At 71.9% G+C, this 24159-nt stretch carries 17 protein-coding genes and 3 pseudogenes; 9 read left to right on the top strand and 11 right to left on the bottom strand.

Features of this window, described 5'->3' with window-relative positions:
• Positions 1-101: 101 nt before the first annotated feature.
• Positions 102-386: a hypothetical protein gene (locus tag BIV23_RS03020; protein ID WP_071379143.1), complete on the top strand. Its 285-nt coding sequence runs from the start codon at positions 102-104 to the stop codon at positions 384-386.
• Here BIV23_RS03020 and BIV23_RS03015 read toward each other — a convergent pair.
• Entirely contained in the window at positions 376-1530 is a 1155-nt protein-coding gene (locus tag BIV23_RS03015; RefSeq protein ID WP_245790331.1) for a glycoside hydrolase family 88 protein, read from the bottom strand. The genes BIV23_RS03020 and BIV23_RS03015 overlap by 11 nt on opposite strands.
• A 203-nt stretch (positions 1531-1733) precedes the next feature.
• Between BIV23_RS03015 and BIV23_RS03010 the strand changes: the two genes are divergently transcribed.
• Genes BIV23_RS03010 through BIV23_RS03000 form a run of 3 tightly spaced genes read left to right on the top strand, consistent with a single transcriptional unit; the run spans position 1734 to position 6863 of the window.
• On the top strand, positions 1734-2747 hold the full coding sequence (locus tag BIV23_RS03010) for an ABC transporter ATP-binding protein (RefSeq protein ID WP_071379142.1): 1014 nt from the start codon (positions 1734-1736) through the stop codon (positions 2745-2747).
• On the top strand, positions 2744-4108 hold the full coding sequence (locus tag BIV23_RS03005) for an ABC transporter permease (RefSeq protein ID WP_071379141.1): 1365 nt from the start codon (positions 2744-2746) through the stop codon (positions 4106-4108). The genes BIV23_RS03010 and BIV23_RS03005 overlap by 4 nt, the downstream gene beginning before the upstream one ends.
• 4 nt (positions 4109-4112) lie before the next feature.
• The gene (locus tag BIV23_RS03000) at positions 4113-6863 is read left to right on the top strand and encodes a bifunctional YncE family protein/alkaline phosphatase family protein (RefSeq protein ID WP_071379140.1); all 2751 of its coding nucleotides are present in this window, start codon (positions 4113-4115) and stop codon (positions 6861-6863) included.
• Between the two features lie 80 nt (positions 6864-6943).
• Here the strand turns inward: BIV23_RS03000 and BIV23_RS02995 are convergent, their stop codons facing one another.
• The 6 genes from BIV23_RS02995 to BIV23_RS02970 form a co-directional block, all read right to left on the bottom strand.
• Positions 6944-8656, bottom strand: coding sequence for a carbohydrate binding domain-containing protein (locus tag BIV23_RS02995; RefSeq protein ID WP_071379139.1), 1713 nt, complete (start codon positions 8654-8656; stop codon positions 6944-6946).
• A gap of 154 nt (positions 8657-8810) precedes the next feature.
• Positions 8811-10475 carry an allantoin permease gene (locus tag BIV23_RS02990; protein WP_071379138.1) on the bottom strand — a complete coding sequence of 555 codons (1665 nt, stop codon included), beginning with the start codon at positions 10473-10475 and terminating at the stop codon, positions 8811-8813.
• Between the two features lie 119 nt (positions 10476-10594).
• Positions 10595-13135 carry an AMP-binding protein gene (locus BIV23_RS02985; RefSeq protein ID WP_071379137.1) on the bottom strand — a complete coding sequence of 847 codons (2541 nt, stop codon included), beginning with the start codon at positions 13133-13135 and terminating at the stop codon, positions 10595-10597.
• Positions 13132-13998, bottom strand: coding sequence for an alpha/beta fold hydrolase (locus BIV23_RS02980; RefSeq protein ID WP_071379136.1), 867 nt, complete (start codon positions 13996-13998; stop codon positions 13132-13134). The genes BIV23_RS02985 and BIV23_RS02980 overlap by 4 nt, the downstream gene beginning before the upstream one ends.
• A gap of 15 nt (positions 13999-14013) precedes the next feature.
• Positions 14014-14973, bottom strand: coding sequence for a cucumopine synthase-related protein (locus BIV23_RS02975; protein ID WP_071379135.1), 960 nt, complete (start codon positions 14971-14973; stop codon positions 14014-14016).
• Complete coding sequence (locus BIV23_RS02970; RefSeq protein ID WP_177239678.1) at positions 14970-16520, bottom strand: FAD-binding oxidoreductase; 1551 nt, start codon at positions 16518-16520, stop codon at positions 14970-14972. Before BIV23_RS02970 ends, BIV23_RS02975 begins: the two co-directional genes overlap by 4 nt.
• A gap of 502 nt (positions 16521-17022) precedes the next feature.
• Here BIV23_RS02970 and BIV23_RS49500 point away from each other — a divergent pair.
• Positions 17023-17487, top strand: coding sequence for a hypothetical protein (locus BIV23_RS49500; protein WP_143079042.1), 465 nt, complete (start codon positions 17023-17025; stop codon positions 17485-17487).
• 57 nt (positions 17488-17544) lie between these two features.
• Here BIV23_RS49500 and BIV23_RS51505 read toward each other — a convergent pair.
• Positions 17545-17807 (bottom strand): annotated as a pseudogene (locus tag BIV23_RS51505) (carbonyl reductase); the annotation flags it as partial.
• Between BIV23_RS51505 and BIV23_RS51500 the strand changes: the two are divergent.
• Positions 17792-18214 (top strand): annotated as a pseudogene (locus BIV23_RS51500) (LysR family transcriptional regulator); the annotation flags it as partial. The pseudogenes BIV23_RS51505 and BIV23_RS51500 sit on opposite strands and share 16 nt — an antisense overlap.
• A 188-nt stretch (positions 18215-18402) precedes the next feature.
• Here BIV23_RS51500 and BIV23_RS02960 read toward each other — a convergent pair.
• A complete protein-coding gene (locus BIV23_RS02960; protein ID WP_071379132.1) occupies positions 18403-18918 on the bottom strand; it encodes a DUF2231 domain-containing protein in 516 nt (171 codons plus the stop codon).
• A gap of 160 nt (positions 18919-19078) precedes the next feature.
• Between BIV23_RS02960 and BIV23_RS02955 the strand changes: the two genes are divergently transcribed.
• The gene (locus BIV23_RS02955; protein ID WP_071379131.1) at positions 19079-20197 is read left to right on the top strand and encodes a CapA family protein; all 1119 of its coding nucleotides are present in this window, start codon (positions 19079-19081) and stop codon (positions 20195-20197) included.
• A gap of 3 nt (positions 20198-20200) precedes the next feature.
• On the opposite strand, the gene BIV23_RS02950 is transcribed toward BIV23_RS02955, so the two are convergent.
• Complete coding sequence (locus BIV23_RS02950; RefSeq protein WP_071379239.1) at positions 20201-20860, bottom strand: dienelactone hydrolase family protein; 660 nt, start codon at positions 20858-20860, stop codon at positions 20201-20203.
• A gap of 168 nt (positions 20861-21028) precedes the next feature.
• Between BIV23_RS02950 and BIV23_RS02945 the strand changes: the two genes are divergently transcribed.
• Positions 21029-21448, top strand: coding sequence for a CBS domain-containing protein (locus BIV23_RS02945; RefSeq protein ID WP_071379130.1), 420 nt, complete (start codon positions 21029-21031; stop codon positions 21446-21448).
• 17 nt (positions 21449-21465) lie between these two features.
• Positions 21466-22233 (top strand): annotated as a pseudogene (locus BIV23_RS02940) (GNAT family N-acetyltransferase).
• A gap of 167 nt (positions 22234-22400) precedes the next feature.
• Here the strand turns inward: BIV23_RS02940 and BIV23_RS02935 are convergent.
• Positions 22401-24074 carry an FAD-dependent monooxygenase gene (locus BIV23_RS02935; RefSeq protein WP_071379129.1) on the bottom strand — a complete coding sequence of 558 codons (1674 nt, stop codon included), beginning with the start codon at positions 24072-24074 and terminating at the stop codon, positions 22401-22403.
• Positions 24075-24159 lie beyond the last annotated feature (85 nt).

Genomic DNA, 24159 nt, shown 5'->3' with positions numbered 1-24159 from the left:
GCCCCTGCCGGCGTGTCCGGGAACAATCCCGGCACGGCGCGCGCTGCACGTGGTGACGATGGCCGGGGCCGGAACCGACCGGCGGAGGGAGTGCGGGACCGATGACGACGCCAGCGAACGAACGGCACGACGGCATCGAGCGGAGCCCCGTGGCCGAGCCCCGTCTCGTGACCATGTGCGGCCGCCGGATCGAGGTACGGCGCCTCAGACTCGGCCGCGCGGACCGGCCCGTCAGCCGGATCGCCCTGGACGTGGGCGAGGACCGCGGCGGCGTACCCGGGGCATGGGCCTCGCTCACCCCGGACGAGGCGCGCGGTCTGGCCCGGCTGCTGCTGCTCCAGGCCGGTGCGACGGAACACCCCGCCGACGACCCGTTCAGCCACTGACGCCGGTCGCCGCCGTCGACAGGTCGACGGCCCGGTCGACATCCTTCGGCTGGAGCACGCGCAGGATGCCCTCCAGCAGGTGGTAGTCGGCGTAGGGCAGCGAGATCTCGATCCCGTCCTCGGCCGGGCGGTTGCGGGTGCAGCGGGCGACCACGGCCTGTGCGCGTGTGGATCTCGTCGTCAGACAGGTCTCGCAGAGGGCGGTGAGGATCCGCAGCGCGACGTCGCGGTCCTCCGGCCTGCCGGTCGCCGCGGACAGGTCGAGCAGACCACAGGCCATGACGGCCCCGGCCGACGCGTCCTTGACGTCATGGGGCTGCTGCGGCGCGAGGTAGTCCCACACCGGCACGTGGTCGGCCGTCAGTGCTCTCGTCGCGTAGTCGGCCAGGCGGCGGGCCGTGGACAGGAACGGCAGGTGGCCGGTGCGGCGGTACCTCGTGGTCCAGCCGTAGATGCCCCAGGCCTGCCCGCGTGACCAGCAGGAGGAAGGGCTGTAGCCCTGGACGGTGTCCGGTCCGATCGGCGCGCCGGTGTCGGGGTCGAAGCCGAAGGCGTGGGGCGTCGAGCCGTCCGGCCGGGGGAAGTACCGCTGCGCCGTCCTGGCGTGCTCCACGGCGACGTTCAGGTACTTCTCGTCCCCCGTCCGCCGGCTGGCGAAGGCCAGCAGGTCGAGGTTCATCAGGGTGTCCATGATCACCCGCCCCGCGTTCTGCCGGGTGTCGAGCGCTCCCCGGGCCCGGATGAAGCGGCCGCGCGGGTTGTACCGCTGGATCAGCGAGTCGGCCGCCTGCACGGCGCCCGCGCTCCAGGTCTCGTCGCCCGTCAGCCGCCACGCGGTGACCCAGGACGGGTAGAAGAGGAAGCCGACGTCGTGGGTCGTGGTGTCGTACCGGCGGGGAGCGAGTCTGCGGGCCCAGTCGAGCGCCAGCGTGCGGAACATGTCGCCGTGGGAGCGCAGGTACGCCATCCAGAGCGTCCCGGGCCAGAATCCGCCGACCCAGTCGCCGTTCTGCGAGAAGACCCACTTCTCGAACTTCGTGCCGACCGGAGAACCGCTCACCCCCGGCGCGACGGCCCGCAGCTTCCGCACCGCGTAGTCGGCGCGGCCTCCGGCCTCCCGTAGACCCGCCTCAAGCGGGACCACGGCATCCGGCTCACCGCCCACCCGTCCCGAAATCGCTACAACAACCCTTATCCATAGGACAGTTGGAACACAGCGCCACCCACGAAGCGCCACCCGGAGCGAGCGCGCCGGTTGGCTTCCGTTCCTCTAGCGTTCAACTGGCGTCCCCTGCCACCGTTGTGTGCCCTCCCTAACCTCCTTGAGGCTTGTGAAGGAAGGGGCTCATGGACACACTCCTCGCCATCCGGGCGCGCGGCATCACGAAGTGTTTCGGTGAGGTCGTCGCACTCGACGGCGTCGATCTGGACGTGGCACAAGGGCAGATCCACGGTCTGGTCGGCCCGAACGGGGCGGGCAAGACGACGCTGCTCGGGCTGCTGCTCGGCCTCGCCGTCGCCGACAGCGGCGGCCTCGACATCCTCGGCACACCGGTCGGGCGGACGTTCGCCGCACCCGACGGCGTCGCCGGCTTCGTGGACGGACCGGGCCTGTACCCCTCGCTCACCGCACGCCAGAACCTCGCCGCCCTGGCCGCACTGCGCGGCCAGGACCCGCGGGCGGCCGGCATCGACGACGTACTCGCCCAGGTCGGGCTCACCGACGTCGCCGACGACAAGGCCCGGGGCTTCTCCCTGGGCATGCGCCAGCGGCTCGGACTCGCCGCCGCCCTCCTCACCAGGCCCCGGCTGCTCGTCCTGGACGAGCCGTCCAACGGCCTGGACCCGGCCGGAAAGAAGCACGTGCACGGCGTCCTCAACCGGCTCGCGGCACAGGGAACCAGCGTCGTGCTCTCCAGCCACCGGATGGACGACCTGGAAGCGCTGTGCTCCGAGGTCACCATCCTCGCCACCGGACGGGTCGTCTTCTCCGGCCCGCTGAGCAAGCTGGCCGCCGAGAACCGCGAACTCGACTACCGGCTCGTCACCTCCGATCCGCGGGCCACCCGCCGCCTCGCGGCGGACGCGCCCGGGATCCGCACCGTCGACGGCGTCGGCGTCGCGCGCCAGGGCGCCGAGACGCTCGTCGTCCGGGCCCTCGTGCCCGACCTGGACGAACTCGTGACACGGCTGGTGCGGGAGGGCGTCGCGCTGCGCGAACTCGCCCCCGTGGTGTCCCCGCTGGAGGCCGCGTTCCTCGCCCTCACCGAGCAGCCGGAACCGGCCTTGGGGCAGCGGGACACCGGCACCGCACGGCACACCGCCGACACCGGCACCGACCGGCGGGAGGCCGACAGATGACCGCGACTGCCGTCCTCCCTACGCCCGTTGCGGCAGCCACCCGCGTCAGCGTGGCCCGGGGCTACCGCTTCGAACTGGTCAAACTCGTCTCGCAGTGGCGCATCCGGCTGCTGGTCCTCGCCTGCTGGATCGCGCCCGGGCTCTTCGTCGCCGGAGTCGGCCAGCAGAGCACACTGCCCTCCGACACCCTCTTCGGCCGCTGGATGCTCGCCACCGGCTGGGCCGGACCCCTGGTGATCCTGGGCTTCTCGGGCACCTGGGCGCTGCCGCTGCTGACCTCCGTGGTCGCCGGTGACGTGTTCGCCTCCGAGGAACGGCTCGGCACCTGGCGCCATCTGCTGGTCGCCGTCCGCTCACCCCGCCGGATCTTCGTGGCCAAGGCGCTGGCCAGCCTGACCGTCATCGTGCTCCTCGTGGCCGGGCTGGCCGCCTCGAGCACGGTGGGCGGGCTCCTCGCCGTCGGCGATCATCCTCTGGTCGGGCTCGACGACCATCTGCTCGCCCCCGGGGACGCGGCCGGCAGGGTGCTGCTCGCCTGGCTGAGTGTGCTGGCCCCCACCCTGGCGCTGGCGGGTATCGGACTCCTCGGGTCGGTCGTGCTGGGGCGCTCCCCGATGGCACTGCTGCTGCCGGTGGTCGTCGCCCTCGCGATGCAGCTCGCGCAGCTGCTGCCGCTGCCCGTCGCCGTCCGACTCGCCCTGCCCAGCTGGGCGTTCATCGCCTGGAACGGCCTGTTCGCCGACCCGGGCCAGCTCGGCCCGCTGGTCCTCGGCATCGTCGTCAGCCTGGTGTGGGCGGTGACGGCGACGGCGATCGCCTACCTGCTCTTCCTGCGGCGCGACTTCACCAACTCCACCGACGACGGATCGGCGCGCCGCGCCGTCACCGCCGGGCTCCTGCCGCTCGCCGGGCTCATCGCCGTCACGGTCGCGGTCGTCGCCGCGGTGACCGGCGCGACCACCGGCTCCGGGATCCGGCAGGACAAGGTCCAGCGCTCACTGGCCACGGCCTTCGCGCACCTCTACCGGATGCAGACCGCACAACTCAACCGGCCCGCCGTCACCGAGGCACAGCTGAAGTCCTCGGCCGCCTGCACCAAGGGCGACGTCGCGGACGACGCGCAAGGCGCCGGCAACGACTGGCGCTGCGTCGTCTCCTGGCATCTGCCCGGCACCCGGACCGCGGGGCAGGCCGTCTACCAGCTCGACATCACCGCCGACGGGCGGTTCGTGGCCGACGGCGACGGACCGAAGGAAGTGAACGGCTACTTCCTGGTGCGCACCTCGACCGGAGACGCGCCCAACCCGCTCTGGCAGTTCGACGGCAACGTCGACCTGCTCTCCACCTCCCCGAAGGGATGACCTCATGCAGATAACGCGCCGCCGCCGGCAACCCGAGAAGGAGTACTTCGTCCTGCTCGGCAGACATGTCGGCCGCCGGGCGACGCTGCTCACGGCATGCATCACCACGGCGGCCCTGGCCACCGGCACCGCGATGGCCTCGACACAGCAGTTCGGCAAGGAACAGGTCGGCCAGGTCACCGACAAGGGCCAGGTCATCTCCGGCGACCAGTACCTCAACCCGTACGGCAGCCGCCTCGTCCTCAACGACGGCAAGATCATGTCCTCGACGGTCAGCCCGGACGGCAGCCACCTCGCGGCCGCGGTCACCGACGGAGACGCGGCACTGGTCCTCGTGGACCTCAAGACCGGACAGGTGAAGCAGAAGGTCGGCACCAACGCGGCGGACGACCTGCGCATCAAGAGCGCGGCCGTCGGCCAGGAGGGCCCGGCGTACTCGCCCGACGGCAAGCAGCTGTGGCTCGGCCAGACCGACGGCTACACCAAGTTCACCGTGAACGCCGACGGCACCCTCGCCAACCCGGTGACCGTCTCCATCCCGGCCGACGGAGACAAGCACGCCCTGGCGAGCGCGGCGGTGTTCTCCGCCGACGGCTCCACCGTGTACTCCGCGGTCAACGGCCAGAACCGGGTGGTGGCCATCGACACGGCGACCGGCGCCGTCAAGCAGAGCTGGTCCGTGGGCAACGCCCCGCGCGGCATGGTCCAGGTCGGCGACAAGCTCTACGTCAGCAACGAGGGCGGCCGCCCGGCGAAGCCCGGCGACACCACGATCAACTCCTACGGCACCCAGGTCCCGGCCAACCCCAAGACCGGTGCCGCCACGACCGGCACGGTCAGCGTCATCGACCTGAAGAACGCCTCCGCCGCCGTCGGCACCATCGACGTCGGCCTGCACCCGACCGCCGTGTACGCGAAGCGCGGCGCGGTGTTCGTCACCAACACCGCCGACAACAACGTGTCGGTCATCAACACCAGGAACGACAAGGTCGTCCAGACCATCTCCACCCAGCCGTGGCCGGAGGCCTCGGTCGGCTACGAGCCCAACGCGGTCACCCTCACCGACGACGGCCACCTGCTCGTGACGCTGGGCCGCGCCAACGCGGTCGCCGTCTACCGCTACACCTCCGCGCAGGAGCCGGTCTCCTACGTCGGCCTGCTCCCGACGGACTACTTCCCCTCCGAGATCACCACCGTGGGCAAGACGGTGGTCGTCTCCAACACCCGTGGCATCGACGCCCGCCGCCCCGACAGCGCCGGCCACGCCACCCACGACACCACGTCCAGCCTGACCCAGTTCGCGCTGCCCAGCGACCGGACCATCCGCTCCGAGACCCGCAAGGTCTTCCAGCAGAACGGCTGGACCGCGGGCGCCGTGCGGACGGCGAACAAGCACAGCAAGGCCAGGGCGGTGCCGGTCCCGGCGCGCCTCGGCGACCCCTCGACGATCAAGCACGTCTTCCTCATCGTCAAGGAGAACCGGACCTACGACCAGGTCTACGGCGACATCGCGAAGGGCAACGGCGACCCGTCGCTGACCCAGTTCGGCGAGAACGTGACGCCCAACCAGCACGCGCTGGCCGAGCAGTTCGGGCTCTACGACAACACCTACGACATCGGCACGAACTCGGCCGAGGGTCACAACTGGCTGATGCAGGCCGACAACCCCGAGTACACCGAGTCCTCGGCCGGTGAGTACCAGCGCAGCTACGACACCGAGGACGACGCGCTCGGCCACCAGAAGTCGGGCTTCCTGTGGTCCGGTGCGCAGGCGGCCGGCAAGTCCGTGCGGGACTTCGGCGAGTTCCAGCAGTTCCTGACCAAGCCGTCGGGCGCGAGCTGGCAGAACCTGTACTGCGATGCCAAGAACATGGCCGCGACCGGGCAGGGCACCGCCTACCCGCTGAACTCGTCCTCGCCGATCCCCTCGCTCAACAGCGTGTCGGTGCCCGGCTTCCCGAAGTTCGACACCAGCGTCCCGGACGTCTACCGGGAGCAGATCTGGAAGCAGGACTTCGAGAAGAACGGCCCGGCGAACCTGAACATGTTCTGGCTCTCCAGCGACCACACCGGCGGTCCGGCGAGCCCCGCGGCCCAGGTCGCGGACAACGACCTCGCGACCGGCAAGATCGTCGACGAGATCTCGCACAGCAAGTACTGGAAGGACTCGGCGATCTTCGTCGTCGAGGACGACTCCCAGGCCGGCCTCGACCATGTCGACGGCCACCGTGCGCCGATCCAGATCATCAGCCCCTGGGCGCAGCACGACACGGTCGACAGCCACTACTACTCGCAGATCACCATGATCCGCACCATCGAGCAGATCCTCGGGATCCACCCGATGAACCAGAAGGACAGCGCGGCCACCCCGATGCGCGGCGCCTTCACCGGCCGCCCGGACAACACGCCGTTCACGGCGCTGCCCAACCGGACCTCGCTGACCGACGGTCTGAGCACCCCGCCGTCCTGTGGCGTGGACACCCCGGCGAAGCAGAACACCAAGGCGGCGCTCGTCCCGGCGACGAAGGTCCCGTCGGACAGGAGGTCGCTCGTGTCCGAGTGGAACACCTGGAAGTCGAAGCAGCGGCTGACCGGCCCGAACGCCGTGCCCGACTACGCGAACCCCGAGCAGATGAACCACCTCACCTGGTACGAGACCCACAACTGGAGCACGCCGTACCCCGGCGAGCAGAAGATCTTCGCTCCGAATGACGTACCGGGCGCGTACATCCCGTCCGCAGAGAACGACGGCTGACCCGGCCCCGGACCGGAAAGACGTGCGGCGCATCTCTTGTGGGGGGAGAGGTGCGCCGCACGCGTGCGGGGGTGTTCGGGCTAGCCCAGGCTGAAGTCGTCGGCGTAGACGTCGGACTGGCCGTACCAGCCGTGGACGTAGACGGTGGCGGTTCCGCTGCTGCCGGTGGTGAAGGTGACCGACTGCCGGTTCCACGTCGAGCTGTTCGACCAGGTGCTGGCGGTGGCGCCGCCGCTGACCCCGATGTAGGCGTACGGGCCCTGGGTCCAACCGCTCAGCGTGTACGTGTGGTCGGGGGACAGGGTGACGGTCTGGTCGCACTCGCCCGTGCTGCTCGCGCTCGGCGTGACCTGGAGGCTGCGGCTTCCGGAGTGGACCGGGCTGGAGACCACCGAGCTGCCGCCCGTGCAGGTCCAGGGGCCCAGGCCGCCGGTCTCGAACCCGGCGTTGGTCAGCGAACCACCGCCGCCCCCGCCCCCGCTGGAGGTGACGGTGAGCGTGTACGTCGCGCTGTGGCTGCCACTGGCGGCCGTACCGGTGACGGTGATGGGGTAACTGCCCGCCGGTACCGATGAGTTGACCGATGCCGTCAGGGTCGACGTGCCTCCGGAGGTGACGGACGCCGGACTGAGGGAGACGCTGACGCCGGAGGGCGCGCCGGTGGCGGAGAGGCTGACGGACTCGGCGCTGCCGGAGGTGACGGCGGTGTTCACGGTCGCGGTGGCCGCACCGCCCTGGGCGGCGGAGGCGGAGCCCGGTGACAGCGAGAGCGAGAAGTCGCTGCCCGTGGTGCCGCCCCCACCGCCCGAGCTGCCCTCGTACGGCACGAACGCGTCCGTGAAGGCGAGGCTGTTCTGGCTGATCTCGCTGCACGTGGGCAGGGAGTTGGCGCTTCCGCCGCACGGTTGGTCCCGGGTGACCGCCCAGAACGCGAGGCGTCCGACGCCGTTCTGCGCGGCGAAGTTCTCCACCGTCTGCGCGTCCGCCAGGGTGAACGTGGAGCCGTCGTCGTTCTTGCCGATCATCGGGGTGATGCCGAGATTGGCGTACGTGTAGCCGGAGTCGACGGACTGCATCTGCGCCAGGGTGGCCTTGGCCGCGTCGACGGCGCCCTGGCCCATCTCGGTGCCGGTGCCCGCGTAGTAGTCCATGGCCATGATGTTGACCACGTCGATCCTGATGCCGGCGTTCTTGGCGGCCTTGAGGATGTTGACCCCGTCGCCCGTGAGCCCGCTGGTCAGCACCGGCAGGGTCATGGAGAACCGGAGGTTCGGGTTGGCCGCCTTGAGGTCCTTCATCGCCTGCATCTGCCGGGCCGCCGCCGCGGTGTCCGCGACCGCGGCGCCCTCGACGTCGAAGTCCAGCTGGGTGACGCCGTAGTCGTCGATGACGGCCTGGTAACCGGCGTCGATGCTGCTCTGTGTGGAGCAGGTCCAGGCGAGCGGCTCACCGCTCGCGCCGCCGGAGGAGATGATGACCGAGGCGCCCTCGGACTTCGCCTTGGCGATCTCGGGGTCGGTGTAGGAGTCGTTGCCGATGGGGAGCGTGTCGCCCCAGATCTGGTTGCAGCCCGTGCCGAGCACGAAGGCCGCGGTGTAGGCCTTGAGACCGTGTCCGGTGACGGCCGTGTCGAGCAGGCCCTCCTGACCGTTCGACATGTCGACATAGGGAGCCACGGAGTAGACACTGCCCGCCGCAGACGCGGCACTGCCGGCGGGCGCCAGGGCCGTGGCCGCGCCGGTGGCCGCCAGTGCGAGCGTGCAGGCGGAAGCCGCGAATCTTGCCAGGTGCATGACATTGCCCCTTTCGGGGATGCCCCTCGGGCGTCTGAGGGATGGGGAGTTGGTACATACCAAACAGCCCGAGAGTGCACCCGTCAAGAGGACTAGACCAAATCGAATCCATCCAGGGCCCTGATGCCCGGTCGGGCGGTGACCCCGGACCGGCCTACGCGCCGGCCGGCAGCACGTGGTCGCCCGCCTTGTCCGTGCTCAGGCACAGCGAGCACACGACCGCACCGTGGGCGGCGCACGCCGTCAGGTCCGGGCGCTCGTACGGCTGGTGGCACACGTGGCAGTCGAGGGTGACCGCGCTCGGGTTGCCGTCCGTGTCGAGCAGGGGCTCGGTGATGCCGTCGTCGGTGCGGCGCAGGTAGTACCTCCCCCTGGTGACGACGGCCATCACGGGGGTGAGGACGAAGGCGAGCACGGCCGCGGCGACCGGGGAGTACGGCTGGAGGGTGTCGCCCAGCAGATGGAAGTACATCGCGATCGACAGGCCGGAGGCCGCCACGAAGGCCACGACGCCGACCGGGTTGACGGCGTACAGCATGCCGCGCCGGAACTCGGGGGCCAGCGGGGACAGCTTCAGCACGTACTTGTTGACGCCGATGTCGGTGGCGACGGTGACCACCCAGGCGATCGCGCAGTTCGAGTAGAAGCCCAGGATGCTGTTGAGGAAGCTGAACATGTCCGCCTCCATCAGCGCCAGCGCGAAGCCCAGGTTGACCAGCACGAAGATCATCCGGCCGGGGTAGTGCCGGGTGACCCGGGTGAAGGAGTTCGTCCACGCCAGCGAACCGGAGTAGGCGTTCGTCACGTTGATCTTGATCTGGCTGATCACCACCAGCGCCACGGCCAGCGGGACGACCATCCAGGACGGCATCATCGCGTCGAAGGCGCCGCGGAACTGCTGGATCGGCTCGGTCGCGGCGGCCGGACCGACCTTCGCGAGGACGTAGACGGCGAGGAAGACGCCGATGACCTGCTTCAGCGCACCCAGCACCACCCAGCCCGGGCCTGCCATGACGACGGCGGTCCACCACGTGCGCTTGTTCGCCTCGGTCCGTGGCGGCATGAAGCGCAGGTAGTCGATCTGCTCGCCGATCTGCGCGATCAGGGACAGACACACACCGGCACCGAGCAGCACGGACGCGGTGTCGACCCCGCCGCGGCCGTCGGTGCCGGCGTAGGAGAGGAAGCGGTCGACCGTGCCGGGGTCGGTGGCGATCAGGTACGCCAGCGGGCCGATCATCAGGAGCAGCCAGATCGGGGTCGTCCACACCTGGAGCTTGCTGAGCGCCTTCATGCCGTAGATCACCAGGGGGATGACCATCAGCGTGGCGACCAGGTAGCCCAGCCACAGCGGGAGTCCGAGGCCCAGCTTCAGGCCCTGGGCCATGATCGAGCCTTCGAGGGCGAAGAAGATGAAGGTGAAGCTGGCGAAGATGACGCTGGTGAGGACCGAGCCGTAGTAGCCGAAGCCGGAGCCGCGGGTGATCAGGTCGAGGTCGATGTTGTAGCGGGCGCCGTAGTACGCGAGCGGGAGACCGGTGACGAAGATGACGACGGCGGCCACCGCGATGGCCACGAGCGCGTTGCCGGTGCCGTGGGCCAGGCCGATGCCGGCGCCGATGGAGAAGTCGGCCATGTAGGCGATGCCGCCGAGCGCGGTCGTCGCCACGACCATGGGGGTCCAGCGCCGGTAACTGCGGGGAGCGAAACGGAGGGTGTAGTCCTCCAGCGTCTCCTGCACCGCCTGCCCGGCGGCGCCCTGCGGCGTGGCCGGCTCCGCCGTGGCCGGTGCCGGCGGCCGTGACTCCGTGGTGCTCATGTCGCGCCTCCCGGTGCTGCGTACGGTCGTGTATACGACCCTGAACCCGTGGCCGGTCACGCTAGAAAGCCGTTGTTACCCCCGCTTCCCGCCCTCGTGAACGCGGCGTTTCCGAGAACTCACCCGTCCTGCGGGGGAGTTGCCGCCCGCCGTGCCGCCAGCAGCGGGTTCCGGTACGGGTGTGTCGCGTCGAGCCGGGACGTCAGGTACTCGCCGGCCACCTGGGGGGCGTAGCGGGGTTCGGCGCCCGGGGCGAGGCAGCTCGGGAGACATGTGATGCGAGCCCGGTAGGGCGGGGTGACGAACAGCGGGATCGAGTACCGGTCGGTGTCCGGCGGGTTGACCACCCGGTGCGGATTGGAGACCCAGCGGTCGTTGGTCCAGATCGCCATCAGATCACCGAGGTTCACCACCAACAGTCCCTCCGGCACCGCCACGTGGATCCAGGTGCCGTCGCGCCGCATGACCTCCAGTCCGCCCACCCCGTCGTCGGCCAGCAGGGTCACCGTGCCGTAGTCGGTGTGCTCCCCGCAGCCGAGCTGACCGGGGGCGGGCCGCGTGTGCCGCTGCGGCGGATAGTGCAGCAGCCTGAGGTGGTACATCACCTCGCCGCCCGCCATCGCGAGCAGATGGTCGTCCGGCAGCCCCAGGGCGCGGGCGAGGGCGCGCTGGACCCGCTCGGCGGCCTCGACCGCCTCGGCCCGGTAGGCGCTCCAGGCCTGCCGAAAACCGGGCAGATCCGGCAGCTGGTTCGGGCCGAAGGTCGGGGTGCCCGCGAGCACTTCGGGGTGATCGGGGCCATGCTCCCCGCCGGTGTCCAGCCCCTCCTTCAGATCGCCGGTGGTCCCCTCGTCCAGGGCCTCGGCGGCGATGCCGAAGTACCCGCGATGGCAGCTCGACCGGCTGATCGCGAGCGCGTTCTTGGCGGCGGCAGGCAGTGCGAAGAACTCCCTGGAGGCCGCGAACATCGCCGCACGGGTCTCGGGCCGCACCCCGTGACCGGCGGCCAGGAAGAATCCGGTCTCCCGGCAGATGCGGTCCACCTCGGCCGCCACCGCGTCCCGCCCGGGACCCGGCGCCGCCTCGGTGGCGAAACCGCTGATGTCGACAACTGGCAGGCCGGCCATGAGATCTCCAGGAAATTCAGGGTGCGACGGTGTCACGGTTCTCATGTCACCCGGGCGGACGCGTCGCCGGAGCTCCCGGCGCAGGACCTTGCCCGTCGGGCCGCGCGGAAGGGCGCCGACGATGCGTGCCTCATGGATCCGTTTGGGCGCGGACACCCGGGCCGCCACGAAGAGGACGAGCTCCTCGGGGATCGCCGGAGTGCGCAGGGTGACGAAGGCGACCGGCACCTCACCGGCGCGGGCGTCCGGCCGTCCGACGACGGCGGCCTCGGCCACGGCGGGATGCCGGGTGAGCACCGCCTCCACCTCCGCCGGGGACACCTGGTGCCCCTTGTACTTGATGAGGTCCTTGAGCCGGTCGGTGATCCAGAGGTAGCCCTCGCCGTCCACATGACCGACATCGCCGGTGCGCAGCCAGCCGTCCGCGCCGAGGACCCGCCGCGTGGCCTCCGGATCGCCGAGGTAGCCGGCCATCAGCCCCGGGGCGGCGACGTGCACCTCGCCCGACGAACCGGCGGGCACCTCGCGGCCGTCCCGCACGATCCGGATCCGCACACCCGGCAGGGGCAGCCCGGCCGAGCCGGGCCGGGCACGGCCGTCCACCGGGTTGACCGTGATCATCGGCCCGCCCTCGGTCATGCCGTACCCCTGCGCGACGACGCAGCCGAGCCGCCGCGCACAGGCGCGTTCGAGGTCTGCGCCGGCGCCGGCGCCGCCCACGTACACGACACGCAGCGCGCTCAGGTCGTACCGGTCCACCAGCGCGCTGGTGGCGAGCAGGTCGACGAGCGGCGGCGGGACGATCGTCTGCGTCACCCGGTGACGGCTCAGCGCGCCGAGGAACGCGGCGGGCGTGAAACGGTCCAGCGTGACCACGGTGGCCCCGGCCGCGAGCCCTCTCAGCAGCACTCCGCAGGCTCCCATCACATGCGCGAACGGGGCCAGCGCCAGGAGGACGTCGTCGGTGCCGAGCGGCAGCGGACCGGCCGCCTGACGCAGGTTGGCGACCAGGCCGCCATGGGTGAGCACGGCGTACTTCGGCAGGCCCGTCGTGCCGCTGGACAGCGCGAGGACCGCCGGATCGCCGGCGCGGACGACGACCGGTACCGCGGCGGATTCCGCGGCCCGGCGGTCCGGCAGGAGGTCGAGTACGGCTCCGACGCCCGCCCGTGCGGCCGCGGCGCGGGCCGGAGCTCGCAGGGCGGGCGCCGTGACGACCACGGCGGCACGGCTGAGCGCGAGTTGGCCGGTGAGTTCCTCCTCGGTCGCCAGGGGGCTGCACAGCACCGCCGCGGCGCCCGCCCGCAGCACGGCGCACAGCGCGGGCGCGAAGTCCGGGACATTGGGCAGATGCAGTGCGACCACGTCACCGCGCCCGACGCCCAGGGCGGCCAGCCCGGCCGCCCCGCGCCGCGCGCGGTCCGCGAGCGCGCGGCCGGTGAGCGGTCCGGTTCCGTCGGCGGCGACGATCGCGGTCCGCCCGTGCGGCACGGCCCCGAGCACGTACTGGGCCAGCCCGCCCTCGCCGCTCACGCGGGACCGGTGAAGTGCCCGGCCAAAAGGCGCCGAACCGCCGCCAGGAACAGCTCCCTCTCCTCGACGAAGGCGAAGTGACCGCTGTGTTCGCACACGACCAGTTCCGCCTGCGGCACACCGGCGGCGATCGCCTCCGCCGCCTCGACCGAGCAGACCCGGTCGTCCCGGCCGGCGAACAGCAGCATCGGGCCTTTGACCTGGTCGAGACGGTCCTGCACCTCGATGCCGCCGTAGCCGTTGGCCACGAGGTACCGCAGCACGGCAGGTGCGTACCGGGTGTCCTTCGTGCGCTCCCGGTACTCCGCGATGCGCGGGTCGGCGGGGTCGGAGAAGAGGAAGGGCAGCTGCGCGTCCAGGGCGTCCCGTGCCTCCGCGGGGGTGCGCACCCGGGCGGAGCGTTCCATCGCCGCACCCACCCGGTCCCGCAGCCCGGCCGGCCGGAACGTCTCCAGCGCCGCGTCGGCGTGCGCGAACCAGGCGACGGACGGCACGGCGCCGCACAGGATGCTCGCGACGTCCGCGGTCGGCTCGTCGACGGCGTGCTGGAGCGCGACGAACGCCCCCAACGAGTGGCCGAGAACGGCGTACTCACGCAGTCCCAGGGCCCGCGCGACCGCGCCCACGTCCGCCGCCAGCCGTTCGAGCGTCCAGCTGTTCTCGCCGGACGGGGCCGAACGGCCGTGGCCGCGCTGGTCGATGAACAGCAGGCGGTGGCTGTCGGCGAGCGGGTCCAGGTAGTCGCCGAAGGACCCGTGGTCGAGGCCCGCGCCGTGCAGCACGAACACCGCCGGTCCGCTGCCCCGTTCCGCGACATGGAGGGCGGTGTCCCCGACGTCGACCATCGCACCGTCAACGGTCATGGCGTTCCTCCTGGTTCAGATGCGCTCGACGGTGAGCCACACGTGCTCCTTGGTGCGGAAGGTGCTGTCCCAGGCGGCCCGGCCGACCTTCCGCAGCGCGTCGATGTCCTCGGCGACGACCCGGCCGAGCACCGGAGCGTGCAGCGTCTCGGTGGTGGGCCCGTACTGGACGACCAGCTTGTTGCCGGTGGCCTGGGAGAAGCGCAGCCTGCCCACGGGGGCGTCGCGGATGCGCTCCGTCACCGGCGTCGGGGCCACGCTCACCAGTGGCGTCCAGGCGTACATGGACTCACCGGTCACGACCGCGTGGTCCTGCAGCACCGTGAACGGCAGGGCGGCGAGGAAGTCGCCGCACAGGCGCTCGTTGAGGTCGCGGCAGATCTCCGCGACCACCTCGACGCCCAGGGGCTCCCACCGCAGCCGGACCGGCGTGCGCACCGAGGAGCCCTCGTCGCACGCGGCCGGCAGCGTCTGCGCCATGACGTCGGGCGGCGCGGCGTCATAGCGGTACGCCTCGCCGACGTGCCACGGGAAGTAGTGATGGGACCAGGCCGTGAGGCGGTTGACGTACGCGACCAACGCGGACAGCTCCGCGACGAGCCCGCGGTGGTCGCGGACACCGGACTCGACCATGAGCCGGGCGTGATCCGCCAGCCGCTCGAAACCGCTGTACCGGAGGAACTCGCCGTACATGGGAACCCAGCTGCGCAGTACCGCCAGCGCGCTGTCCACGCCGATCTCCCGGCGGGCCACCATGCGCAGCGCCTGGTAGAGGTTCATGGAGTAGTCGCGCAGGATCCCGTTGGCCAGGTCCCAGGCGGTGAAGTACTGGCCGTACGAGCCCGGTCGGTGGGGGAGTGCGCCGGTGCGCAGGGCGTGGATCTCCTCGGGTTCCCGGGCCAGCAGATGTGCGGTCAGGGAGCGCAGTTCGGACCAGGCCCGGGCCTCGATCGTCGCGGTCGGCGTGGTGGTCATGGAGCCTTTCCTGTGTCGTGCGTGACCGGTCGGCGCGCGTGGGTCCGTGGGGGCGGGGTGTAGCGGCCGGTGATGACGCCGTCCGGATCCAGTGCCTGCTTGAGCGCGGAGACGGTGCGCCAGAAGCCGTCGTCGGTGCGCTCGATGAACGGGCCGGCCGAGTCGACGTCCAGACGCATCGGGTAGATGCCGTGGGCTTCCAGCCGCCGGTGCAGTTCGTCCCGCAGGGCGTGGGCGCGGGACACCGCATCGGGGCTGCGCCGGTCGAAGTAGAAGGGGAAGAAGCCGGACAGGGCGGTGGGGCCGATCATGCCGAACAGACAGGCGGCGGTGATGCCCGCCTCGTCGGCGGCGGCCCGGACCTCCGCGACGCAGGCGGCCACGTGTGCTCCGGAGAACGGCAGCGTCACGTTGGCACACAGGAAGCCGGGCAGGTCGCGGTCATGGTCCAGGCCGGCCGTCCCGGGCGGGAATGACTTTCCGGCGGTCCGGGCTATGTTCTCCAGCGAACGGTCCGAGGGGATGCCCTCGGCGAGGCGCAACCGGGCTTCCAGCAGGGCGCGGTCCTCGCCGTCGCGGGCCCGGAGATCGTCGTGCTCGGTGTCGAAGCCGTCCGTGCGGAGCACCAGGGCGCTCATGCGACGCCGCATCTCCCGGTCGGCCTCGGCCCGCATCGCGCTGGTGCCGTAGAGCGTGATCTGTGCCTTCCAGGTGGCTCCGGTGTCGCGCCGGAAGAACCGGATGTGGGGGTCGATGCCGTCGGTGAGGCGGACGTACCCCGTGATGAGACCGTCCTCACGGGCCTGGCGCAGGGCATCGACGACGTCGGGCAGCCTGCCCTCGGCGGCTTCGAGCGTCAGCTCCCGGAAGGGCCGGGCCGGGTGCAGACGCAGCACCATCTTCGTGACGATGCCGAAGCTGGACTGCACGAACAGGCCGCGCAGATCCGGTCCCAGCCCCGGCGGATAGTGCTGGATCAGGTCGCCGGACTCCCGCAGGTGCCACAGTCCGGTGCGCACCGTCTCGCCGTTTCCCAGGGCCACTTCGACACCGAGCAGGTCGTCGAAGCGCGCGCCGAGATGGCCGCCGCCGTGGTCGAGGACGTTGCCCACGATGCTCGTCTCCCGGCCGGCCCCGGTCACATTGAGTTTCAGGGCGCACCCCAGCCCCCTGAGGTGGTCGGCGAGCTGTCCCTGGGTCGTGCCGGGCTCGAAGACGGCGTAGCGGTACGGCGTATTGACCTCGATGATGCGATTCATCCGCCCGAGGTCGACCAGGGCCACCGGTCCACGGGGTGGCAGCGCCGATCCGAATCCCCAGTTGCGGCCGGTGCTGAGGGGATGGAGAGGCACTCCGGTCGAGCGGGCCACGTCGATGATGTGCCGTACGTCATCCGGTGTCGAAGGCCGCAGCAGGGCAATCAGCTCACGGGGACGGTACTCCGACGTATTCATCTGATAGGCGGCGAGGACCTGCGCATCGGTCGAGACCGCCGTGGTGCCGAGTACGGCTCGCCAGTCGGCCACCGCCCGGTCGGCTTGTCGCATGTTTTTCATTATCGGCCCTGTCCCACTTTATATGACGGATTCCATGATCCGGGACGGGATCGCGATTTGTCAAAGGAGCGAAATCGGCCGCACGTGATAATGAGAGCTTTTTATATGATGAAAGGTTGTCAAAGGAAGGCGTGTGGCGGGTGTTCGGTGCTGCTGCATTAACCCTCGATATTCGGCCTCAATCCAATTTCTCACGTGTTGCCGTGGACGCGACCGAATCCTCAACGTCACCGACCCCGAATTCGACTTCCGCGGGCCGGCGGTCCGGCTCGCGGCGGCGAGCTTCGTGCAGGGCGCTGTCCTGCCGGTGGACGGTGGACGGTGGCCGTACGGACGTCTGACCCGCGCTTCCCCGCAGCCCGCGCCTCTTCCCCTGTGCGCTCTTGTGTTCGGGGCCCGCCGCGGCGGTGTGTCCCCGCAACGGCCGTGGAACGGAAAGAGCGTGACGGACCCGTGCGGTACCGGCGCGGGGTGGGTGGCGAGGGGCGGGACGATGGATGCGCGGCGGAGTGCGCGGGCGGCCCTGGTGGGGCTGGGCCTGGCGGTGGCTCTCGTGGGCTGCGGATCGGGGGCCGGTGCGGGCGGCGACGGCTCGGGGGAGGGGAGCAAGTCGCCGCCCGCACCGGTGGTTTCCCCGACCGCCGATGTCGCTGCCTGCTTCGAAGGGCGCTGCCGGATCCGTGTGACGGAGCAGCCGACGCGCATTCCCGTCGACGCACGGTTCGGGGTCGGCTCGCTGGAGGTCATCGGCATCACTGCACGCTCGGTGGTCGTACAGGCCTCCGGGAACGGCCAGTTCATGACCTCGTCGGTCGGCGAGGGAGGAACGGGCAGCCTGAACGGGCTGGGCTTCCGGGTGGAGGACGTCCACGACGGGCAGGCCGTGCTCGACTTCTTCCCGAACGACCAGCACCGTCAGGCGTCCTGGAGGGCGCCCGCAGGCCGGCGGTGTCGCTGACGTGGACCCCGGGACAGGAAGACGTTGCCGACGAGTACCCGGCGACCAGGTCCCGGGTACGGCGCTGCGCCAGGACTCGACCGCGTACTCGACCTGCTCCAGGGCGCGTCGTCGAAGAGGCGGTGCAGCCGCGCGACGAGGTGGCCGAGGGCGCCGAGACTGCTGGCCACGACGAGCAGCCGGCCACCCGGGCGCAGGACAGCGCGGAACGAGCGTGGGATCGCGGGGGTGGCGGTGTTGGACATGTCGATGAACTCGTCGGCCCGCTCGGCCTGCGACTCCCCGGGCAGTACCCGGGCGACCGCGTGGGAGACGACGACAGGAAACCTTCACCGCGGCCGCGGCGGCGCTGGGCTACATGTGGTCGGCGGTCTCCTGGCAGGTCGCCGCGATCGAGCGGGCGGCGGGGCGGAACTGCTGGAGCGGCGGCGCGAGGGCGTACGGCTGACTCCGGCCGAGCGTGTCGTGATGCGGCGCTCGGCGACGGCACGGGAACTGTCCGGCCTGTTCGGCTGTCCGGCCAGTCCGGAACCGTCCGGCTCGGCTGGGTGCCCAGCACCGGGGGCGTACTGATCCCCCGACCCTGGCCACGCTCAGCCACACGGATCCGGGCCTGCAGGGCGTGGGCCGGGAAGGCGGCACCCCCGCCCTGGCGCGTGCCCTGCGGGCGGCGGTCGGCAGGGTGGCCGCGGCGCTGCGTGCGAGGGCACCGGACAGCGACACACCCGCCCCGCCGAGGTGACGTGAGGGACATCGGGGAGATCCGAGGGGGCGGGCGGGGGCCGGGCCGCCTGCCGTCGACGGTCGCTGTGCGGTGCACCTCGTTCGGACAGCGAGAGGCCCGGCACAGAGATTCCGTGCCGGGCCTCTCGGCAGGCCGCCGGGCCGCTCAGGGCCGGGGCTGCACGCCGTGTGTCAGGAGCCGTCCGCCGACTTGGTCGCCGTCTTCGAGTAGGCGTCGTGCCAGGCGGCCTTCGCACCGGAGTCGCCGATCCGGTAGACGTCGACGACCGCGCCCACCGCGACGGCCAGCGAGAGTACACCCACCACGATCCGCACGGGCAGGGCCGACCAGCGCAGGGCACCACCGCCCTGACCGGGCTCCGCCTCGGTGCGTCGGCCGGCCCACCACACGACCGCCGCCAGCACGAACAGGCCCAGGGCCCACGGCAGCAGCCCGTCGCCCAGCTCGGTGTGCCGGCGCACGAGGGGGTCGGAGTCCACGTGCCGTTCGAGCCACTCACCGGCATGCGTCGTCAGCGGCACGCTCACCAGCGCGACGAGGGCCACCAGCGGCAGCACCACGCCCAGCCGGCGGGCGGCGCGCGGCCACAGGGCGGCCGTGACCAGGGCCAGCGCGGTGAGCGGGATCAGCACGACGACCACATGCACGAACAAGACATGTGCGGGCAGACCGTTGATCAGAGTCATCAAGGAGCTCCTGAGGGGGGACAAGGCGCGTCAGCCTGACACAGCAGACTCTCAGTTGCCTCTGAGCCCGCTCAGCCGCACGCGCGACGGTGCACGGGGACGCCATGACCGCGCGCCGTCCGGACCGCGGTGGCCTCCGACGCCGTCCTAGGGTGGAGGCATGGGCGGCGGCACGGTGACGCTGTTCCTGTGCGGCGATGTGATGCTCGGGCGCGGCGTCGACCAGATCCTCCCGCACCCCGGAGAGCCGGAGCTGCGCGAGGACTACGTCACGGACGCCCGGTCGTACGTCGAACTGGCCGAGGCGGTCAGCGGGCCGATCCCCGCGCCGGTCGGTCCCGCCTGGCCGTGGGGCGAGGCGCTGCCGCTGCTGGAGCGGGCCGCCCCGCACGTCCGGATCGTGAATCTGGAGACGGCCGTCACGCGCAGCGACACGTTCGCCCCCGGCAAGGCGATCCACTACCGGATGCACCCGGCCAACCTCCCCGCGCTGACCGTGGCCCGGCCCGACGTGTGCGTCCTGGCCAACAACCATGTGCTGGACTTCGGCCGGCCGGGTCTGGAGGAGACGCTGGACTCGCTGACCGGTGCGGGACTGCGGGCCGCGGGCGCCGGGCGCGACGCCGAGGAGGCCCGCGCACCCGCCGCCGTCCCCGTCGGGCCCGGCCGCCGCGTGCTGGTCCTCGCCCTCGGCGCGCAGTCCAGCGGCATTCCGTCCGACTGGGCCGCGACCACCGAGCGGCCGGGCGTCGCCCATGTCCGCGAGCTGTCGGCCGCGGCCGCCGGGACCGTCGTACAGCGGCTGCGGGCCGTGCGGCGACCGGGCGACATCGTCGTCGTGTCGGTGCACTGGGGCTCCAACTGGGGCTACCCCGTCCCCCTTGAGCAGAGGCGCTTCGCGCACGCCCTGATCGACGGCGGCGTCGACCTCGTCCACGGCCACTCCTCGCACCACCCCCGCCCCGTCGAGGTGTACCGGGACCGGCTGATCCTCTACGGCTGCGGCGACTTCATCGACGACTACGAGGGCATCCGCGGCTACGAGCGGTACCGCGACGACCTCCGCCTCGGTCACCTCGTCTCGGTGGACGCGGACACCGGGGCCCTCGTCGGGGCGCGGATGTTCCCCCTGCGGGCGCGGCGGATGCGGCTGGAGCACGCCGGGGACGCGGACCGCGCATGGCTGCGCGCGACCCTCACCCGGATCAGCCGCGGCGTCCACATCGACGCGCGGCCCGACGGCACGCTCGCCCTCGTACTCCGGCCGCCCGCCCGGTGACCCTCACTCCGGCGGCGCCGCGCGCAGACGCTCCGCACACCACTCGCGGACCGCGTCGGCGACCTGCTCCAGCGCGCCGGGTTCCTCGAACAGGTGGGTCGCGCCCGGGACGACGCGCACGGCGTGCGGGACCCGGAGCCGGCGCGCGGCCTCCTCGTTGAGCCGCAGCACCTCGTGGTCCTCGCCGCCGACGACGAGCAGGACGGGCGCGCGTACGGCGGGCAGCGCGGCGCCCGCCAGATCGGGGCGCCCGCCCCGCGAGACGACGGTCAGGACGCCCGCGGGGCGCTCGGCGGCGGCCTGGAGGGCGGCGGCCGCGCCCGTACTGGCGCCGAAGAGGACGACGGGCAGGCCACGGGTGCCGGGCCGGGCCCCCAGCCACTCCATGGCCGCCACCAGGCGGCGCCCCAGCAGCGCGATGTCGAAGCGGTGCTCGCCGGTCACGACGTCCCGCTGTTCCTCCTCGGCGGTGAGCAGATCGATCAGCAAGGTGCCGAGCCCGGACTCGCGCAGCGCGGCGGCCACGGCCTGGTTGCGCGGACTGTGCCGCGAACTGCCGCTGCCGTGCGCGAACAGCACGACGGCCGGTGCGTCCTTCGGCACCACCAGATCACCAGGGAGCGCGGCGCCGTCGGCGGGCACCACAACCGTCTCGGACATGATGGTCATTGGTCATCGACTTCCCCAGGGGCTACGACGGCCCTCGGCCGTCTCCTGCGACTTCCTGCACATCTCACGTACCCCCGTGCGCGTCCGGCTACCGATTGAAAGCCCAACAGGACATCACGACGTACACGGGTGCACGCTGGCGGGGGAATGGAGGCAACAGCGATGACTACTGCGAAGGACATCATGCACCCGGGCGCCCAGTGGATACCCCGGTACGAGACGCTGGACCGCGCGGCACAGCTGATGCGGGACCACGGTGTGGGCGCACTTCCGGTCAGCGACCCCGAGAACGGTGACCGTATGTGCGGCATCATCACCGACCGTGACATCGTGGTGAAGTGCGTGGCCGCCGGCCACGACCCGGCGAAGGTGACGTGCGCGGAGATCTGCGAGGGCACACCGCGCTGGATCGACGCCGCCTCCGACATCGCGGACGCCCTGCGGGAGATGGAGGGCCGCCAGATCAAGCGCCTGCCGGTCGTCGAGAACAAGCGCGTGGTCGGCATGATCAGCGAGGCCGACATCGCCCGTAACCTCAGCGAGGGACAGCGCGCGGAGTTCGTGCAGCGGGTCTACGCCTAGAGCGTGCCATCGAATCCATGGAGCAACACGCGCTGGTCTGGCGCGCGATGGTGGTCGACCGGGACCCGGACGCCGATGTGCGGGCATCGCCGGGCATCGCCGTGCGCTGGGCCGACTCCAGGTTCGCGTTCTGGAACTGCGTCACGCTCACCGAGGTCGACGCGGACCCGGCGCTGCTCGGCCGCCGCCTGGTCCGGGCGACGGACGTCATGCGCGCCACGAAGCAGCCCGGGTTCCTGTGGCTCTTCGACGACCTCCTCGGCGACGAGGCGCTCGGGAGTGCGGGCGGCGGCCGAGAAGGCGGGCCTCGCGTACGGCTTCCCCGGCACCGGCATGGCCGGAGACCCCCTCCCCGTCCCCGAACCGTCCCACCCCGACCTGACCTTCGAACGCGTCACCACGGAGGAACAGCTCCGGGCGTACGCGGACCTGAACTCGCGCGCCCACGGCTTCCCGCTGGACCATGGCCGCGACGGACTCCTCGGCTCCACGCTGTGGAAGGGCCGGGTGCACGCCTGCCTGGGCCTGCGCGACGGCGTCCCGGTGACCTGCGCCGGCACCGTGGAGGCCGACGGCCGGCTCTTCGTCGCGCTCGTCGCCACCGCCCCGGAAGGGGAACGGCGCGGCTACGGCGAGGCGGTGACGCGCAAGGCCCTGTACGAGGGGGCCAGGGCGACGGGGCCGAACCGGGCCACCCTGCACGCGACGGCGGCCGGGGCGCCCGTGTACCCCGCATCGGCTTCCGGCCGAACTCGCCGATGGGCTTCTACGGCCTGAAGGCGTGACGGTGCGGCCTTGGAGGGTGTCGTTCGGATCATGTCGGCGTCGCGGGCCCTGGCATGCGCTCCCCAGGGGGCACCCCCAGCGGGGGTCGCCGTCGATCGCCGAGTCTCCCACGCCCGGCGCGGGGGACCCCATGACCCTGCTCGGGTCGGCCGGCAGGCGCCGTTCCTCATGGCCGGCCTGATCCGGACGACACCTCCTGACTCCCCTGGCCGGCGAGCACGGCGTCGGCCCGGTCGCCGCGCACCGTGTCGACGAACGCCCCCGGATCGTCGGGGAGCCGGTCGCCGCGCCAGGCCACGTGGCCGTCCGGGCGGACCAGCACGAAGGACCGTTCGTAGAGCGTGGCGGCCGCTCCGCCCGCCCCTGCGTGGATCGTCAGCGGAACGCGCCGGCCGGCGAACGCACGCTCCACGTCCCGGAGTCGGCCGGCCCTCGCGAAGCACAGCAGGGCGAAGCCGCGCCCGAACAGGTCGAGCGTGGAGGTGGTGGCGTCCCACCAGGTGTGCGCGGCGCGGTAGCCGGGCTCGCTGCCGGGGCGCCAGTCCGGGCCCGGCTTTCCGTGGCGCACCGGCACCCGGGGGTCCTCGATGATGGCGGGCGAGCGGTAGCGCAGTCCGAAGTGGATCTCCGGGGCGTCGAACTCCCGCTGCGCGCCGCTGTCTTCGAGCACCCTGGCCGCGTGGCTGCGGGCCAGCTCGCCCTCGGGCCCGTCCAGGTGGATCTCCGGCGGCACCTGCCTGCGCAGGGTGCGCTGCAGATTGACGTTGGCCTCCTTCAGGCTCGCCACGGCGATCGGCCGGCGCTCGGCGTCATAGGTGTCGAGGAGCAGCTGCCCGGCCCAGCCGTTCAGGGCGGCGGCGAGTTTCCAGCCGAGGTCGGCGGCGTCGCCGATGCCGGTGTTGAGCCCGAAGCCGCCGGACGGCGACAGCGTGTGCGCGGCGTCGCCGGCGAGGAAGACGCGCCCGGCCCGGTACCGGTCGGCGACGCGGTGCGTGAGCTGCCACTCGCCGTCGCTCAGCAGCTCCACCGGGGTGTCGAAGGCGAGGGCGTCGCGGACCAGTGTCACCGGGTCGCCCCGGTCGGCGGTGTCGTCCGCGGCCACCACCAGGTTGTACAGGTCACTGCCGTTGAGCGAGCGCATGGGGAAGCGCAGCGTGGACGACAGCATCAGGAAGTAGACGAGCGCGGCCCGGTCGCCGAGCCGGTTGTTGAGTTCGGGGGCGCGGAAGAGGATGTTGCGGAACACCTGGGTGCGGTGGCGCGCCGGCGCGTCGATTCCGCAGGCCCGGCGGATCGGGGAGGAGGCGCCGTCGCAGGCGACCAGATAGCGCGCCCGGACCGTGCCGGTCGTGCCGGTGGTGTGGTCGGTGAGGTCGGCCTCCACGTGGTCGTCGGTCTGCCGGACGCGGTCGACCGTCGTCCGCAGCCGCAGGGGGCCGTCCGGATGGACGCCCACCGCCTTGGTCAGCACCGGGTTCAGCCAGTGGGCCGGGCACATCTGGTCGGGCTCGGGGGTGTGCGTGAAGGCGGGCCGGTTCCCGGCGGTGCCCCGGCGGTAGCGGTAGACCTCGTGGCCGCCCACCCGGGTGACCCAGGCGATGTCCAGGGGATGGTCGGCCGGCCAGCCGGCGTCGCGGACGGCGTCCGCGACGCCCCAGCGGCGGAACAGCTCCATCGAGCGCGGGCCGATCGTGCTCACCTTGGGGTGCCGGACCCGTCCGTCACCGGCGTCGACGACCAGGCAGTCGATCCCGCGGTACGCCAGGTCCAGCGCGAGCGCCATTCCGACGGGGCCGCCGCCCACGATCAGCACATCGGTCCGCTCGTCGGAACGCGTCATGTCCTGCCTGCCTTTCGTGCGTGGGTCCGTTCCCGGTGGGGCGGGCGCGTCGGGTGGCCCGGGACCGGCCACCCGGCACCCCGGA

It is taken from the genome of Streptomyces monashensis, from assembly GCF_001866665.1.
GTDB lineage: Bacteria > Actinomycetota > Actinomycetes > Streptomycetales > Streptomycetaceae > Streptomyces > Streptomyces monashensis.
This window is presented reverse-complemented; position numbering and strand designations above follow the sequence as displayed.